Here is a 14,254-nt window from a genome sequence, read left to right as displayed (position 1 = left end):
CTGGCGCCGCGACGAACACGCATCCATCGATCCCGTCATTCCCGCGGCTTCCAACGGACGCATGTCCGGTCTGGCGGGAATCCAGCGTCGTTGCTCCTCGACCGTTCGGTGGATCCCGCGTTCACGGCAATGACGAAAACACCGCAGAACGGCCCAACAGTCGAGCGACTGCGTTCACTCCGCCTTCGACAGCTTCAACGCGCCTTCGAGCACCGTGAACAGGCGCTTGAACTCGCCGCGCATCAGCGCGAATCGCGCATCGAGCTCGGCGCGCATATCGTCGTTCTCGGTGTGCTCGAGCGAATCCAGCGCGCCGTCGAGCAGCTTGAACTTGCGGATGATCAGATCCTCGCCGAGCACGAAGGACACGTGGTCGTCGAGGTTGAGCGCGAGCTTGGTGACCTGTTTGCCGGCATCGAGATGCCGGGTGATCTCCTCGCACTGCAGGTCCTGACGCTGGCAGCGCACGATCGCGCCCTGGTCGGACGGATCCTTGAGTTCGCATTCCTCGCCCAGCGTCAGACCGTCGGGCAGCGGTTCGCCGGCGATCCAGCCCGTCATCACCACCCGCGGCGAGACTTCGGCATTGAGCGGCAGCGCGGGGAAGCTGCCCAGCGCGGTGCGGATCTCCGACACCACGTTCTCGGCGCTCTTGCGGCTGGAGGTGTTGACCGCGATCACGCCGTGCTCGAGATCGATCAACGCATCGCTGCGCACCGGCTTGACGAACGCGCGTGGCATCAGTTCCTGCAGCAGATCGTCCTTCATCTGCTTGCGCATCTTGCCGCCGGGCTTGCGGCCCTGCTTGTCCTCGAATTCCTCGATGCGGCGCGACAGCAGTTCGTTGACCACCGGGCCGGGCAGGATCTTCTCCTCGCCGCCGACGGTGACCCAGATCGCATCTTCGATCCGGTGGGTCATCGCCTCGGCATCGCGGGCGATCGGCGAGACGAAGCCGCGCGACGACATCTCCAGCGGGCCGACCGGCTTGAGCGGGAATTCGGCCAGGCGCGCGTCGAGTTCCGACAGGTCGAGGGCGGTGGGGAAGCGGAACAGGGTCAGGTTGCGGAAGAACATCGGTATCGGGAATCCATGAAGAGTGAGGGCAGACGCGCAGGGCGCGAACGCCGGGAAAATCGGGAAGGACGTGCGGCGCGCCGCGCCGCGACGTCACCGTGCGGTCATGACGCCTGCGCTGGCGCGTCGTCCTCGTGCCAGGCCGGCACGGCGCCGCCGGGTGCGAGCGCTGCGCCTGCACCGAGGCCGAGGAAGTCGAACAATTTGGGATCACTGAGCTGCGAAGGACGGATGTCGCCGAGCGCGCGCGCGATGGTCTCGATGCGGCCGGGCGTCTCGCGTTCCCAGGCGTCGAGCATCTTCTTGACCTGCTTGCGCTGCAGGTTCTCCTGCGAGCCGCACAGGGTGCAGGGAATGATCGGGAACGCCTTCGCCTCGGCATACGCCGCGATGTCGTCCTCGGCCGTATAGGCCAGCGGCCGGATCACGACGTGTTTGCCGTCGTCACTGCGCAGCTTCGGTGGCATGCCGCTGAGCTTGGCGTGGAAGAACAGGTTGAGGAAGAACGTCGCGACCAGATCGTCGCGGTGATGGCCCAGCGCGATCTTGGTGAAGCCGTTCGCTTCCGCGTAGCTGTACAGCGCGCCGCGGCGCAGCCGCGAGCACAGCGAGCACATCGTCTTGCCTTCGGGAATCACCCGGCTGACGACCGAATAGGTGTCCTGTTCGATGATATGGAAGTCCACGCCGAGCGCTTCGAGATACGTCGGCAGGACGTGCTCGGGAAACCCGGGCTGCTTCTGGTCGAGATTGACCGCGGTGATCGAGAACGCCACCGGCGCCTTCTTCTGCAACTGCAGCAGGATGTCGAGCATCGTGTAGCTGTCCTTGCCGCCCGACAGGCACACCATGACCTTGTCGCCGTCCTCGATCATTCCGAAATCGGCGATCGCGCGGCCCACCTGGTGACGCAGGCGGGTCGCCAGCTTCTGGGTCTCGTGCGCGCCGCGGCGCGGGTCCCGCGAGCGCGGCAGGGGTTCTTGCAGGGGCAGGACGGTGCTCATCGGCCCTAGTTTACCGGTCACCCCGTCGCACAGCCTGCGCCCGCACAGCACAGCACAGCGCGCCTTGCCCGTGCCTCTTGCCCGCGGCGCCTGGCGCGCCGGTCGGTGCCGTCTGACGCACAACGGGCGCCGTATGGCGCCCGTCGTGGCGTCGCGTGGACGGGTCAGTCCACCCAGACCAGGTTGCGTGTGTTGGCGTCGGTGGTGATCTCGCGCACCCGGCCGCTGCCGTCGAACTGCACCTGGAACTCGGCGAAGCTGCTCATCCAGTAGCGCCACAGGTCGGCGCCGAGGTCCGGGTTCTCGCTGCTGATCGGGTAGCCCAGCGACATCAGCACCTGCTCGCGGGTCATGCCCGGGGTGATCTTGGCGCGCTTGATCGCGTCCTGGATCTTGGCCGGATAGCCGGCGATCTTCAGCGCGGGATCTTCGGTGACGACGTAACGCTTCGCGAAGTCGGCCAGGCCGATGTCTCGGCTGTAGTCGTTGCCGATCGCCTGGCGCGCACCGTCGATGCGCACGTTGACGCGGTGCCGGCCGTAACCGGTGACGCTGACCGGCGTGCCCACCGGGACCACGCGCTTGCCGTTCTCGGCGTAGTTGCTGTCGCTGATCCAGCTGCCGTCGCTGCGCATGTTGCAGCACAGGTAGCCGTCGTATTTGTCCTGGGCGAGGGCGCCGGCGCTCGCGGCGAGCAGGGCGGCCGCGAGCAGGGCGGTGGAGGGGCGGATCGGGGTCTTGCGCATCGTGACGTCCTTGGCGGATGCGGCCGGGGCGCCGCGAGCGGGAGCGGCGCGCGGTCGCCCGGCGCGGCACGCCATCCCCGTCTGGCGTGCCGCGCATTCTTGCAGGCCGGTCGGCGGCCGCCAAGCCTGGTGGCGGCGGGCATCGGGTAAGCTCGACCCATGGCGTCCGACCCCATCGACGACAGCAGGCACGAAGACACCGCCGGTGTCCGGCTGGTCGCGTTGCGGCGCGAGCACCGCGAGCTGGACGCGGAAATCGTGCGCCTGCAGCACGATCCCGCGCACGAGGAGCTCACGCTCAAGCGGCTGAAGAAACGCAAGCTCCTGCTCAAGGACGCGATCACCCGGCTGGAGTCGGACCTGATCCCCGACGAACCCGCCTGATCGATCCGCGGGCGGTGCCCGCATGTGACAGACGACGCACGTGGCCGCTCACCCGCAGCGACCACGCGCATCGGGCGCGCGGGCCCGTCACTCCGCCGGCGGCACCGCGGGCGCGGTGCGCACCGCCTCGGGGCTGACCTTCTCGATCGAGTGACGCAGCTCGCGGCCGAGAATCACCTTCGCGTCCTTGGCCAGCACGGCCAGGCGCTCGTCGAACACCAGCTTGCTGTTGCCGTCGAGCTTGACCAGACCCAGTTCGCGCAGCTTCTGGATGAACCCGCGGAACAGCGACTTGTCGAAGAACTCCGGCGCCGCGGGCGCGTACAGAAGCGACAGGCGCTGCGCGGCGAGCTGGCACAGGCCTTCGAGCTCGCCGGCGCCGAGCGTGCCGGGGCCGTTCTTGGCCAGCACCGAGATCGCGATGTAATAGCGCTCGAAGGCCTGCTGCAAGGGGTGGCTCAGCGCACGCAGGCGGAACACCTCGTCGGTCTGGCCGGCATTGCGCGCGAACACCTCGCCGTCGTCGCCGCTCGCGACCTCGAGCAGGCCTTCGCGCACGAACACATCGAATGTGCGCTCAATGCGCTCGGCAAAGCCGTCCTCGTTCCAGGGCAGGAACAGCTCGGCCTGCAGGAACGGGTACATCGTCCGGCCCAGCCGGCGCACGGTGTGCCGGCTCATGCGCCGGTTGTGCAGGAAGCAGCACGCGATCCATGCCGAGGCGGTGTACAGGTGCAGCACGTTGTTGCGGTAGTAGGTGAGCAGCACCGCCTGCTCGTCGTCGACGCGCAGCACGTCGCCGAGCGGATGCGCGACGCGTTCGAGCACGCCGATCTCCTCGCCGTGGGCGACGATCTCGGCCGGCGTGTGCGGGGTGATCGTCACGCGGTCCGAGTACGGCACTTCGGCCAGCATCTGCTTCGACAGCGCGATCTGCGCCAGCAGGTCGGCCTCGCCCATCGCATGCTTGGGCGTCGACAGCAGCGCCATCGCCAGCAGGTTGATCGGATTGACGTCCGCGGCGCGGTTGATGTTGACGTGGATGCGCTGGGCCAGCACGTCGACCGTGGTCGCCAGCCACGCCGGCTTGTCGTCCTCGGAGACCGGGCCGCCGTCCCACTCGGGCGCCAGCTCGGCGAGCACGTCGCTGAGATGGATCGGCTCGCCGAAGTTCACCACCACCTGGCCGAAGTTCGAGCGCAGCACCTGCGGGATGCTCCACAGCAGCTGCCAGATCGACTCCTTCTTCTTCTGCTTGCCCGACAGTTCGTCGAGATAGCTGTTGCCTTCCATCAACTTTTCGTAGCCGATGTAGACCGGCTGGAACAGCACCGGCTTGCGCGGTTCGCGCAGGTACGCGCGCAGCGTCATCACCAGCGCACCGCCCTTGGGCGGCAGCAGGCGCCCGGTGCGCGAGCGGCCACCCTCGATGAAGTACTCGATCGAATAGCCGCCGCCGACCAGCTGCGCCATGTATTCGGAGAACACCGCCGAGTACAGCGCATTGCCGCGGAAGCTGCGCCGGGCGAAGAACGCGCCGCCCTTGCGCAGCAGCGTGCCGATGACCGGCAGGTTGAGGTTGACGCCGGCGAAGATGTGCGGCGGCACGATGCCGCGGCCGTACAGCAGGTACGACAGCAGCAGGTAATCCATGTGGCTGCGGTGACTGGGCACGTAGACGATCTCGTGCCCCGGCGCGGCTTCCTTGAAGCGGTCCAGGTGATGCACCAGCACGCCGCGGAAGATCCGGTTCCACACCGTGGTCAGCAGGAAGCTCGCCGAGCGCACCACCGGATGCGAATAATCGGCGGCGATCTCGTAGGCATAGGCGTGGGCCTTCTTCCACGCGTCCTCGGGCTTGCTGGTGTCGCGGCGCGCCTGGTCGGCAATCGCCTCCTTGACCGACGGCGAGGCCAGCACCTTGTCGACCAGCAGCCGCCGGGTCGAGAGATCCGGCCCGATGATCGCCTCGCGCACCCGGTTGAAATGCGTGCGCAGCACCCGCGAGAGCTTGCGCACGGTGCGTTCGGCGCCGAGCTCTTCGGCCAGCAGCGGGCGCACCTCGACCGGCTCGGCGAACCGCACCAGGGTGTCGCGGCCGTTGAGCAGGATCGACAGCAGCCGGCGGAAGCGGCCGACGATCGCCCAGTTCTCCGAGAACAGCACCGAGAACCAGCCGTTGTTCTTGTCGGGCGAGCGGCCGACGAAGATCGAGACCGGCACCACCTGCACGTCGAGGGCGGGATCGAGCCGGTGCGCCTCGAGCAGGCGCGACAGCGATTCGGAATGCGTCGACTTCGACGGCGCCATGCCGGCCGCCAGTGCCAGCGCGCCGCCGGCATTGCGCCGCGACAGCGCGACGTAGGCGCGCTTGCGCCCCAGCGGGTCGCCGGGCAGCGGCTGCAGCGGCGACGGCAGCCCGGCCTCGCGGCAGGCGCGTTCGAGGATCAGCGCGTTCGAGAGGCCGTAATCCTCCAGCACGTAGCAGACCGGCCGGTGGTCGACCAGCGCCTCGGGCGTCTGCGGCTCGACCTTCAGGCCGATCCACGGCCGGATCAGCCGCCCGAGCAGACCGGCCCACCACGGTGCGCGCGGCGTGCGGGTCCGCGGTGCCAGCGGCACGGGCAGCTGGGCGGCGGATGGGGGTGGGGTATCGGGGGTCGGATCCATGCCACCACCGGCCGGCGGCGCTGTGGCGCCGTCATCGATGGGGCTCGGGGCGCCGGCGGCGGCCTCGGGATCGGCCGCGCGGCGCGGGTCCTGGCCACCCGGGAATTGCAGGGAAGGTTGGTCGGGCATCGGCGGCATTATGCCCAAGGCCGGGGGGCAGGCCGCAGGGAAGCCTGCCTGTTCAGGATCCCGCCGGCGCGCGGTCGGCCGGCGGCGCGTCGGCCGCTGCCCGTGCATGGCGGAGGAAATCAACGAGGTACCAGCGCCCGCCGATGCGTTCCGCTGCGACGACCGCGTCGACGGGCCGGCCGGCCAGCAGGTAGCGCATCCGCACCTGCGCGGTGTCGCCGGTCTGCTCGAGCAGGGTGACCTCGAGGCTGTCGAAGGCCATGTCGAGGTCGAGGCCGTAGTCGCGCAACTGGCGCTTGGTGGCCGAGAACAGCGGCGACAGCGCGGTCAGGCCGTCGTGCATGCCGGCCTGGCCCAGGCGCGCATCGTCGCCGACGCCGCCCTGGCGGCTGGCCTCGACCAGGGCGGTGATCGTGGCATGGGCGCGGTCGCGGTCCGACAGCGGGGCTTGCGCGGCCCAGTCGCTGATCGCCGCCACCAGTTGGGTGTAATGCGCACGCTCGCCGTCGCTGAAGGCGCCGTCGTGTTCCAGGTACTGGGCCGCGAACACGCCGAGCGCGATCGCGGCCGAGCGCAGTTCCCGGTCGGCGCCGGCGAATTGGCGGTTGAAGGCCTGCAGCAGGGAGCGCTCGGCCTGGGGCGCGGACAGCGCCGCCAGCACCGCCGGCACCTGGCCCGACAGCGGCAGTTCGGTCAGCGGCCAGCGCGAGCGCCCCTCGCGCCAGGCCTGGTCCAGCGGCTGGGCCAGGGCGGGGGGCACGGCGTCGTGCGCGAAGGCGGCGAGGTCACCGTTGCGCAGGTGCGCGGTCAGGCCGGTGACCGCCTCGGTCGGCGTGGCGCCTCCGGTCGCGGGCTCGGGCGTTTCGGCGGCCTCGCGCTGACAGGCGCCGAGCCACAGCAGCAGCGGCAGCACGGCGAACAAAGGCCACGGCCGTGGCCCGCGCATGTCCCGGGTGGCGGCCTGCGCCTGCATCCGATGTCCCCTGTGGTGTTCCGACTGTCCATCCTGCATCGCCGGCCCGGGCACCACAAGCGCGCTGGCCGCTCCGCTCAGAGGTCGCGCAGCACCCAGCCGGGCGGGGTGTCGGCGGCGCCGGCATCGAGCGCGGCCTGGGCGATCGCCTCGGGTGCGCGGCCGGCCTTCCAGGCCGCGGCCACCGCGGCCAGGCGCTCACGCGTCGCCCGGGTATAGGCGCCTTCGAGTTCGTTCTGCGCGTCGACGGCCAGCTTCTGCGGATACAGCGTGCGCGCATCGTCACTCTGGTTGAGCAGGGCGATCATCCGCGCCAGGCTGCTGCGGAAGGTCTCGGCCGACAGCGCGGTGCGCTGGGTGCGCTGCAGATGCCAGACCGTCAGGTATTCCACCGGCCCCAGCATGCGCCGCGGCGAACCGCCGAAGAACTGGCCGGAGGCGAACGTGCTCGCGTCGAGCGGACCGGTGCTGTCGGGCAGCCGGGTCGCGCCCCAGGAGCTCAGGGCGCCGCCGGGCAAGTCCATGCGCCGCAGCGCGGTGCCGAAGGTCTCGGCGAGCAGGCGCTGGGCGCGCAGATCGTCGCTTTCCGCGACGACTCCCAGCAGGCGCAGGAAGACCGGATAGCGGTCTTCGCCGAGCCGTCGCACCAGCCGCTTGAGCACCGTCAGCCGGTATTCGGGATCGGGGTGCGCGGCCAGCGCCGACACCAGACGGTCGGCTGCGGCGCGCAGGGCGGCGGCGGACGGGACATCGTTCATCGCGGCGGAGTATCGCACTGCGACCGAGGCGCCCGCGCCGGGGATACCCGGTCAGCGGGGGCGGTGCTCGGCGGGATCAGGCCAGCGCGTCGAGAATCGCGTCGGCGCCGACGTCGGCCGCCTGCGACAGGTCGAGCGCCGCGAGACGGTGCTCGAACGCGATGTCACCGCCGAGCTGGCGCAGGCCTGCCGGAACGCCGTCCCAGGCCGCGACATTGAGCACGTCCTCGCCGGGATCGGCGGTCGGGCCACGCGGTGCGCCTTCCGACGGCGTGTCGCCGACCGGGCCCCGGCCCTCCGCACCCTGATGCCGCAGATCATCGAGCGCGACCTGCCCGCCCAGCCGGTCGAGGCTGGCGGCGTTGAAGCCGGCGTCGGACGAAATGCTGCTCATGACGGGACCAAGGATCTCGGAGGAAACGGGCGGTGGCCGCAGTGACGGCGATGGCGCGACTGTAACGCCGGCGACATGCACCGGCCATCTCGGGCTGGCCCTAGGGGTGTACGGGATGGCCCCGTACGGCGCGCGAAGATGAATCCGACATGGCCTGAGGTCACCCGAGCGGTCGTTGCGGAACTCGGCGCGCGGCGCCGACGGAGCGCCAACGGCTGCGTGCTAGCCTCGGCGGCGACCCCTGAAACGCTCCGGAAATGCCGATGGCCGAGCAGAACGAAGGCGCGGACAAGACCGAGAAACCGACCAGCAAGAAGCTCAAGGACGCGCGCAAGGAAGGCAACGTCGCCAAGAGCCGCGAGCTCACCAGCACCGTGCTGATCATGGGCTGGCTGGCCGGCGGCTGGCTGCTGATGGGCGATATGTATCGCCGCGTCAGCGGGCTGTTCGAGCAGGCCCTGGTGGTGATGACGCAGCCGTTCGACACCGCATTGCGCAGCATCGTGCCGCTCGCCGTGCAGACGCTGCTGGCGATGACCCTGCCCCTGTTGCTGCTGGCGGTGCTGCTCGCCCTGCTGGTCGAGTTCCTGCAGGTCGGGCCGGTCGCGACGATGAAGAAGGTCACGCCCGACCTGACCAAACTCAACCCGGTCAGTGGCATCAAGAAGATGTTCTCGATGGACAACCTCATCGAGCTGGTGAAATCCGTGTTCAAGAGCGCCGCCCTGCTCGGCATCGGCGGTTTCGTGCTGTGGGGCATGATTCCCAGCCTGCTGCACCTGCCGTTCGCCGAGCCCGCGGCGATCGGCAGCGCGATCTGGCACGCGCTGAAGTGGATCGGCATCTGGACGATCTTCGTGTTCTTCTTCGTCTCCGCGCTCGACGCCTCGTACCAGAAGTTCTCCTACATCAAGAAGCTGCGCATGAGCCGCCGCGACATCAAGCAGGAGGTCAAGGAGAACGAGGGCGACCCCTACGTCAAGCAGCGTCGCAAGCAGTTGCACCAGGAGTGGTCGCAGCAGAACATGCTCAACGCCGTCCGGGGCTCGAGCGTCGTCGTGACCAATCCCACCCACATCGCCGTCGCGCTGCAGTACGAGCAGGGCGTGGACGACCTGCCGCTCGTCGTCGCCAAGGGCGAAGGCCACATGGCCGAGGAGATCCGGCGCGTGGCCGAGGAATCGGGCGTGCCGATCCTGCAGAACGTGCCGCTGGCACGCGGCCTCAACGCCAAGGTCGAGATCGACGACTACATCGGCAACGACTTCTTCGAGGCCGTGGCCCAGGTGCTGTACTGGGCCGAGGGCATGCGCCAGGGCGAGGCCCGACCCGCGCCGCCGGAATTCGTGCCGCCGCCGGAGATGCGCACGGAGATCGGCCTGCCCGACGACGCACCGCCCGCGCCGCCGTTGGCGGACGATGCGAGCGTCGTCGAGCGCTTCGAGGATCCACGGGGTCCGATGCGCTGACAGGATCTGATTTCGAGCGTTGTGGTGTGGGTGCGGTGTGACTGCTGCGGAATTGCGGATCGGATAGGGATATCGCGTCTGGCGGGGTTCGGAGTCGCGCGAAAGGGCTACGCGCGTTGCCCTTGCTGTTGCTGTTGCTGTTGCTTTCGGCTTTGGCTTTGGCTTTGGCTTTGGCGTTTGACGTATCGAGCCGTAAAGCGAGCCGAGCATCGCAGGGCGGCGGGGCCGAAGAGCAGCCCATGTCTGAGCGCGGCGAGTTTGGGCTGCGTGCCCCGCTGACCGAGAAGCGCAGGGGACCGCCGCGGTTTCATGCGGCGGATCGCGTCCGGCGAAGGGACTTTTTGGTTCCTTTTTGGTCCCTCAAAAAGGGACTCGCACGCGCAAGCGGGCGAAAGCCTTGCACTTGTTTTTGTTTGCTTTTCCTGGGGACCAAAGCGGGCGCGAAGAACAGAGCTTCCGCGCTGTTCGCGCGGCTTACTTTTGTCTTGTCAAAAGTAAGCAAAACCGCCATCGCCGGACACTCGCCGATGCGATGAAGCCGCATCGGTTCCCTCCGCTCCTCGCCTGACGCGGCACGCAGCCCAAACTCGCTGCGCTCAAACATGGGCTGCTCTTCGGCCACGCCAGGCTCCGGTGCTCGGCTCGCTTTACGGCTCGGAAGAGCAAACGCTGACAGCCAAAGCCAAAGCCAAAGCCAAAGCCAAAGCCAAAGCCAAAGCCAAAGCCAAAGCCAACGCCAGAGCCAGAGCCAACATCAACGCCACAGCCGAAGCCAACGTCACGGCCTCGGCCATGGCCAGAACCCGCGCAAGGCCACACGGTAGAGTCGACGCCCAAGCGAATCGATGCGGTTTCAAGCGATCGCGCGGAAACGGCACGCACGCCGGCGGAGGTCCAGCCGCCATCAAAAGCGGAGGGCAACGCGCCCCCAACATGAGCCACTACCCCCCGAACGCCCCCTTGAGCGCATTGATCAGCCCGCTGTTGTCGACCAGCCTGCGCATCACGACCTCGACGAACACGCCCAGCATCAGCAGGATGATCGCCGTCGCCAGCCACGCCTTGATCGGCATCGTCAGCGCGAAGACGTTGAGCTGCGGCGCGTAGCGGTTGACCAGGCCGAACGACAGGTCGATCACCAGCAGGATCACCATCGCCGGGCCGGCCAGCAGCAGCATTGCGGTCATCAGGTAGCTGAACTGCCCGACGAACAACGCCATGCCGCTCATGCGGATGTCCGGGAAGAAACTCATCACCGGCCACACCGTGTAGCTGGTCATCAGCAGATCGAGAAACACCAGGAACGCGCCGCTGGCCATGAACAGCCAGGCCGCCAGCTGGGAGAGGAATTCGCCGTGCAGCGAGGTCTGGTGGCCCTGCACGGGATCGAAGATCTGCGCCATCGACATGCCCACCTGCGTGTCGATGATCACGCCGGCCGAACTGATCGCCCAGAACACGACGCCGTAGCAGAAGCCGATCGAGATGCCGATGAAGGTTTCCTTGAGCACGATCGCCGACCAGTGCGCGGTGCCGGCGGCTTCGATCGGGGGCGCACCGGCCAGTGCGATCGGGATCGCGACGATCGCCAGGCTGACCATGAAGCTGTTGCGGACCATCGCCGGCACCGTCTCGGTGGTCAGCAACGGCAGCATCAGGAAGGCGCCGGCGATACGCGGCAACGTCAGCGCGAGCGCCAGCAGCGGGTTCTGCGCGAAATCGAACACCGCCTCAGCGCCTGACCAGACCGGGGAAGTCGAGGAAGATCCGGTCGGCGAACACATACAGCGTGCCGCCGATCAGCGAGCCGGTGACGAACAGCATGATCACGACCGTCAGGAACTTCAGCGCATACGGGAACGTCTGCTCCTGCAGCTGCGTGGCCGCCTGCAGGAACGCGACCACCAGGCCGACCAGCGCCGCCGCTGCGACCGGCGGGCCGGACAGCAGCAGCACCAGCCACAGCGCTTCCTTGGTGAACTCGAGGACGTCGCCCATCTATGCGGCCGTCCCGTAGGTCAGCACCAGGCCGTGCACCAGTTTGGCCCAGCCGTCGATCAGCACGAACAGCAGCAGCTTGAACGGCAGCGACACCGTGGTCGGCGACAGCATCATCATGCCGAGCGCGAGCAGGATGTTGGCGACCACCAAATCGATGATCAGGAACGGCAGGAAGATCAGGAAACCGATCTGGAACGCGGCCGTGAGCTCGCTGACGGTGAAGGCCGGCACGATGACGATGAAGTCGTCCGGTGTGAGTTCGGCGCGGCGTTCGGGCGGCAGCATGCGCTGCACGCTGCGCAGGAAGAACGCGCGCTCCGAATCGCTCGAATGCTGGATCAGGAACGTGCGCAGCGGCTCCTTGCCGGCGTCGACCATCGTCAGCAGGCGGTTGGTATCGAATGCCGTGCCCACCGGTGGCGGCGAGGCCGGGGCGCTTGACTGCATCACTTCCTCGGCCAGTCCGGGCAGCGGGGCGTCCGCCTCGTCGCGGCGCGGATCGTTGCTCGATCCGCCGCGCACGGCGCTGAACATCGGGTCGGGCGCCGCGCCCGCGGCCTGGGCCTCGGTTTCGGCAGCGAGGCCATCAGCCGCGGCCGGGCTGGCCGGCGGCGGATCACCGGGCGCGGCTTGCGCGGGGGCTGCGTCGTCCGGACGCACGTCGATCGGCCGACCCTCGCGGATCGCCTGCTGTTGCGCGCGCGCATCGATCTGGCGCTGCACCGACGCCGGCGGCGGGCGCCCTTCGAGACGTGCCTGCACGGCCTCGTTGACGTCCAGGATCACCGGGTACATCACGTAGATCGACAGCACGATCGCCAGGCCGTTGATGACCACGTTCGGCGGCACCTGCTGCAGGCCCAGCGCGTTGCGCAGCAGGCTCAGTACCACGACGATCTTGGTGAACGAGGTCACCATCACCGCGACGAACGGGGCCAGCGCCAGACTGACCACCGTCACCAGCACGAGCGCGGGCGAGAAAGTGCTGAAATCCATCGATCAGCTCCAGCCGATCAGGCGCACGCCGAGCGTGTCGCCGACCGCGACCAGCTCGCCGCGCCCGGCCACGCGGCCGTTGGCGCGGATGGTCACGTTCGCGCCTTCCAGATGCGCCGGCAGGGCGAACACGTAGCCGGGCTGCAGGCCGGCGATGTCGCCGAGGCGGAGTTCGACCGCGCCCAGCTCGAACGCGACCTCGACCGGCAGGTGGGCTGTCGGATCGCCGGACGGGGGCGGCGCATCGGTGCCGGCTGCATCGGGCGTGTCGGTCTCGGACATCGGAACGGTCTCCTGGAAACGGGGTCGGGAATGGGGTGGGCCGTCGATGCGCCAGCCGTCGCCCGATGCGCGCACCGGCCAGCGCTGTCCTGCGGCTTCGGCGTGCACGGGCGGCGCGCGGGTGGTGCCGACGACGATCACGTCGCCGGGGCGCAGGCTGCGCAGGTCGGCCCGCGTCAGCGGCGGGCCGGCGACGGCGATCAAGGCCGGCGCCGGCAGCTGGCGCCAGTGGCCCGGATCGGCCGGCAGTGCGCTCGCCGGATCGCGTGCGAGGAACGTGTCGAGCCACGCGAGCGGAACGCGCAGCGTGCCGGTCAGTGCCGGCTCGGGCGCTTCCGCGTCCGGGGTCAGCTCGAACCCGAGCCAGACGGCGTCGGTGCCGGTGGCGGCTGGCGCGGCGTCGGTGGCCGGCACCAGGGACGTGCCGAGGACGTCGCTCAGGCGCACCAGGGCCGCCTCGTGCGCGAGGCTCCACGCGAGGATCCGTGCCCGGCCCTGGCGGTCCTGCCACTGCAGGGCGTCGTCGTCGGCGCCCGCCGGGGCCGCGGTCAGGTGCAGGCCGAGCCGCACGCCGTCGGCGTCGAGTTCGAACAGGCCGCCGGGTTCGACCGCGTGGCCGCCGCGCAGCGTCAACGTGCCGTCCGCGCCGACCCATCGGCGTGGACAGCGGTGCAGCTCGCGCAACGTCGCCGCCTGCGCGGGCGCCAGCTGCGGAATGCGGCCGCGCAGCGGGGCCACCGCGGGCACGAGGCGACCGGCGGCGGGCGTGTCAGCCATGTCCAAGGGCCACCTTCATCAGTTCGGGGAGGGATCGCACGCCGAGTTTGCCCATCATGTTGGCGCGATGCAGTTCGACGGTCTTGATGCTGATGCCGAGGATGTCGGCGATGATCTTGTTCGGTTTGCTGGCGACCACGAGGTCCAGTACCTGGCGTTCGCGCGGGCTCAGCGCGTCGAGTCGGGCGTCCGGCGGCGAGCCGGTCTGCCGGCGCTCGCGGCTCAGCGCGGTGCGGATGGCTTCGATCAGCGCCTCGTCGCCGAAGGGTTTTTCGAGGAAGTTCGACGCCCCCTTGCGCATCGCCTCCACCGCCAGCGGCACATCGCCGTGCGCGGTGACGAACACCAGCGGCAGCGTCGAGCCGCGGCGCAGCAGTTCGTCCTGCAGTTGCAGCCCGCTCATTTCCGGCATGCGGATGTCCGACACCAGGCACTCGCCGTCGCCGTGGCGGGTGCTGTCGTAGACCGTGAGGAACGCGGCGCCGGATGCGAACGCGCGGACCTCGAAATCCGCGGTTTCCAGCAGCCACGCGGTGGAATCGCGGAAGCCGTCGTTGTCGTCGACCAGATAGATGCAAGGCGCGCTGGGCATGC

Annotated in this window: 16 protein-coding genes; 2 read left to right on the top strand and 14 right to left on the bottom strand. The window is 69.0% G+C overall.

Annotated features, from left to right (window positions below; translation table 11 throughout):
• Positions 1–174 precede the first annotated feature (174 nt).
• From ACF3M1_RS15840 to bamE, 3 genes are all read right to left on the bottom strand, one after another.
• Positions 175–1,077: a recombination-associated protein RdgC gene (locus ACF3M1_RS15840; protein ID WP_394002255.1), complete on the bottom strand. Its 903-nt coding sequence runs from the start codon at positions 1,075–1,077 to the stop codon at positions 175–177.
• A gap of 104 nt (positions 1,078–1,181) precedes the next feature.
• Positions 1,182–2,081: a tRNA 2-thiocytidine(32) synthetase TtcA gene (gene ttcA, locus ACF3M1_RS15835; protein ID WP_394002253.1), complete on the bottom strand. Its 900-nt coding sequence runs from the start codon at positions 2,079–2,081 to the stop codon at positions 1,182–1,184.
• A 164-nt stretch (positions 2,082–2,245) separates the two neighbouring features.
• The gene (gene bamE / locus ACF3M1_RS15830) at positions 2,246–2,812 is read right to left on the bottom strand and encodes an outer membrane protein assembly factor BamE (RefSeq protein WP_394005301.1); all 567 of its coding nucleotides are present in this window, start codon (positions 2,810–2,812) and stop codon (positions 2,246–2,248) included.
• A gap of 174 nt (positions 2,813–2,986) precedes the next feature.
• Here bamE and ACF3M1_RS15825 point away from each other — a divergent pair, with 174 nt between their 5' ends.
• Positions 2,987–3,211: a YdcH family protein gene (locus ACF3M1_RS15825; protein ID WP_394002251.1), complete on the top strand. Its 225-nt coding sequence runs from the start codon at positions 2,987–2,989 to the stop codon at positions 3,209–3,211.
• A gap of 87 nt (positions 3,212–3,298) precedes the next feature.
• Here the strand turns inward: ACF3M1_RS15825 and plsB are convergent, their stop codons facing one another.
• The 4 genes from plsB to ACF3M1_RS15805 form a co-directional block, all read right to left on the bottom strand.
• Positions 3,299–6,019: a glycerol-3-phosphate 1-O-acyltransferase PlsB gene (gene plsB / locus ACF3M1_RS15820; RefSeq protein ID WP_394002250.1), complete on the bottom strand. Its 2,721-nt coding sequence runs from the start codon at positions 6,017–6,019 to the stop codon at positions 3,299–3,301.
• 43 nt (positions 6,020–6,062) lie between these two features.
• On the bottom strand, positions 6,063–6,983 hold the full coding sequence (locus ACF3M1_RS15815) for a hypothetical protein (RefSeq protein WP_394002248.1): 921 nt from the start codon (positions 6,981–6,983) through the stop codon (positions 6,063–6,065).
• Between the two features lie 77 nt (positions 6,984–7,060).
• Positions 7,061–7,741: a hypothetical protein gene (locus tag ACF3M1_RS15810; protein WP_394002246.1), complete on the bottom strand. Its 681-nt coding sequence runs from the start codon at positions 7,739–7,741 to the stop codon at positions 7,061–7,063.
• 76 nt (positions 7,742–7,817) lie between these two features.
• Positions 7,818–8,135, bottom strand: a complete 318-nt coding sequence (locus tag ACF3M1_RS15805) for a hypothetical protein (protein ID WP_394002244.1) — start codon at positions 8,133–8,135, stop codon at positions 7,818–7,820.
• A 263-nt stretch (positions 8,136–8,398) separates the two neighbouring features.
• On the opposite strand from ACF3M1_RS15805, the gene sctU reads away from it, so the two are divergent.
• A complete protein-coding gene (sctU, locus tag ACF3M1_RS15800) occupies positions 8,399–9,604 on the top strand; it encodes a type III secretion system export apparatus subunit SctU (RefSeq protein ID WP_394002242.1) in 1,206 nt (401 codons plus the stop codon).
• Between the two features lie 307 nt (positions 9,605–9,911).
• On the opposite strand, the gene ACF3M1_RS15795 is transcribed toward sctU, so the two are convergent.
• From ACF3M1_RS15795 to ACF3M1_RS15765, 7 genes are all read right to left on the bottom strand, one after another.
• The gene (locus ACF3M1_RS15795; protein WP_394002240.1) at positions 9,912–10,226 is read right to left on the bottom strand and encodes a hypothetical protein; all 315 of its coding nucleotides are present in this window, start codon (positions 10,224–10,226) and stop codon (positions 9,912–9,914) included.
• A 25-nt stretch (positions 10,227–10,251) separates the two neighbouring features.
• Positions 10,252–10,398: a hypothetical protein gene (locus tag ACF3M1_RS15790; protein ID WP_394002238.1), complete on the bottom strand. Its 147-nt coding sequence runs from the start codon at positions 10,396–10,398 to the stop codon at positions 10,252–10,254.
• Positions 10,399–10,545: 147 nt separating this feature from the next.
• Entirely contained in the window at positions 10,546–11,331 is a 786-nt protein-coding gene (sctT, locus tag ACF3M1_RS15785; protein WP_394002237.1) for a type III secretion system export apparatus subunit SctT, read from the bottom strand.
• Between the two features lie 4 nt (positions 11,332–11,335).
• Positions 11,336–11,602 (bottom strand): type III secretion system export apparatus subunit SctS, encoded by a 267-nt coding sequence (sctS, locus tag ACF3M1_RS15780; RefSeq protein ID WP_180544305.1) that lies wholly within the window; start codon positions 11,600–11,602, stop codon positions 11,336–11,338.
• A complete protein-coding gene (locus tag ACF3M1_RS15775; protein WP_394002234.1) occupies positions 11,603–12,601 on the bottom strand; it encodes an EscR/YscR/HrcR family type III secretion system export apparatus protein in 999 nt (332 codons plus the stop codon).
• 3 nt (positions 12,602–12,604) lie between these two features.
• On the bottom strand, positions 12,605–13,660 hold the full coding sequence (sctQ, locus tag ACF3M1_RS15770; protein ID WP_394002232.1) for a type III secretion system cytoplasmic ring protein SctQ: 1,056 nt from the start codon (positions 13,658–13,660) through the stop codon (positions 12,605–12,607).
• The gene (locus ACF3M1_RS15765; protein WP_394002230.1) at positions 13,653–14,252 is read right to left on the bottom strand and encodes a response regulator transcription factor; all 600 of its coding nucleotides are present in this window, start codon (positions 14,250–14,252) and stop codon (positions 13,653–13,655) included. The genes sctQ and ACF3M1_RS15765 overlap by 8 nt, the downstream gene beginning before the upstream one ends.
• Positions 14,253–14,254: the final 2 nt, after the last annotated feature.

The organism is Luteimonas sp. WGS1318, from assembly GCF_043187535.1.
Lineage (GTDB): Bacteria > Pseudomonadota > Gammaproteobacteria > Xanthomonadales > Xanthomonadaceae > Luteimonas.
Note: the sequence above shows the minus strand (reverse complement) of the source record. Positions and strands in the feature narration are given on the sequence as shown.

Bases quoted from the DNA above. Each gene is read 5' to 3' on its own strand.
- ACF3M1_RS15840 (WP_394002255.1), bottom strand. From the start codon at position 1,077: ATGTTCTTCCGCAACCTGACCCTGTTCCGCTTCCCCACCGCCCTCGAC.
- ttcA (WP_394002253.1), bottom strand. From the start codon at position 2,081: ATGAGCACCGTCCTGCCCCTGCAAGAACCCCTGCCGCGCTCGCGGGAC.
- ACF3M1_RS15825 (WP_394002251.1), top strand. From the start codon at position 2,987: ATGGCGTCCGACCCCATCGACGACAGCAGGCACGAAGACACCGCCGGT.
- plsB (WP_394002250.1), bottom strand. From the start codon at position 6,019: ATGCCGCCGATGCCCGACCAACCTTCCCTGCAATTCCCGGGTGGCCAG.
- ACF3M1_RS15815 (WP_394002248.1), bottom strand. From the start codon at position 6,983: ATGCAGGCGCAGGCCGCCACCCGGGACATGCGCGGGCCACGGCCGTGG.
- ACF3M1_RS15810 (WP_394002246.1), bottom strand. From the start codon at position 7,741: ATGAACGATGTCCCGTCCGCCGCCGCCCTGCGCGCCGCAGCCGACCGT.
- ACF3M1_RS15805 (WP_394002244.1), bottom strand. From the start codon at position 8,135: ATGAGCAGCATTTCGTCCGACGCCGGCTTCAACGCCGCCAGCCTCGAC.
- sctU (WP_394002242.1), top strand. From the start codon at position 8,399: ATGGCCGAGCAGAACGAAGGCGCGGACAAGACCGAGAAACCGACCAGC.
- ACF3M1_RS15790 (WP_394002238.1), bottom strand. From the start codon at position 10,398: ATGGCCGAGGCCGTGACGTTGGCTTCGGCTGTGGCGTTGATGTTGGCT.
- sctS (WP_180544305.1), bottom strand. From the start codon at position 11,602: ATGGGCGACGTCCTCGAGTTCACCAAGGAAGCGCTGTGGCTGGTGCTG.
- ACF3M1_RS15775 (WP_394002234.1), bottom strand. From the start codon at position 12,601: ATGGATTTCAGCACTTTCTCGCCCGCGCTCGTGCTGGTGACGGTGGTC.
- sctQ (WP_394002232.1), bottom strand. From the start codon at position 13,660: ATGGCTGACACGCCCGCCGCCGGTCGCCTCGTGCCCGCGGTGGCCCCG.
- ACF3M1_RS15765 (WP_394002230.1), bottom strand. From the start codon at position 14,252: ATGCCCAGCGCGCCTTGCATCTATCTGGTCGACGACAACGACGGCTTC.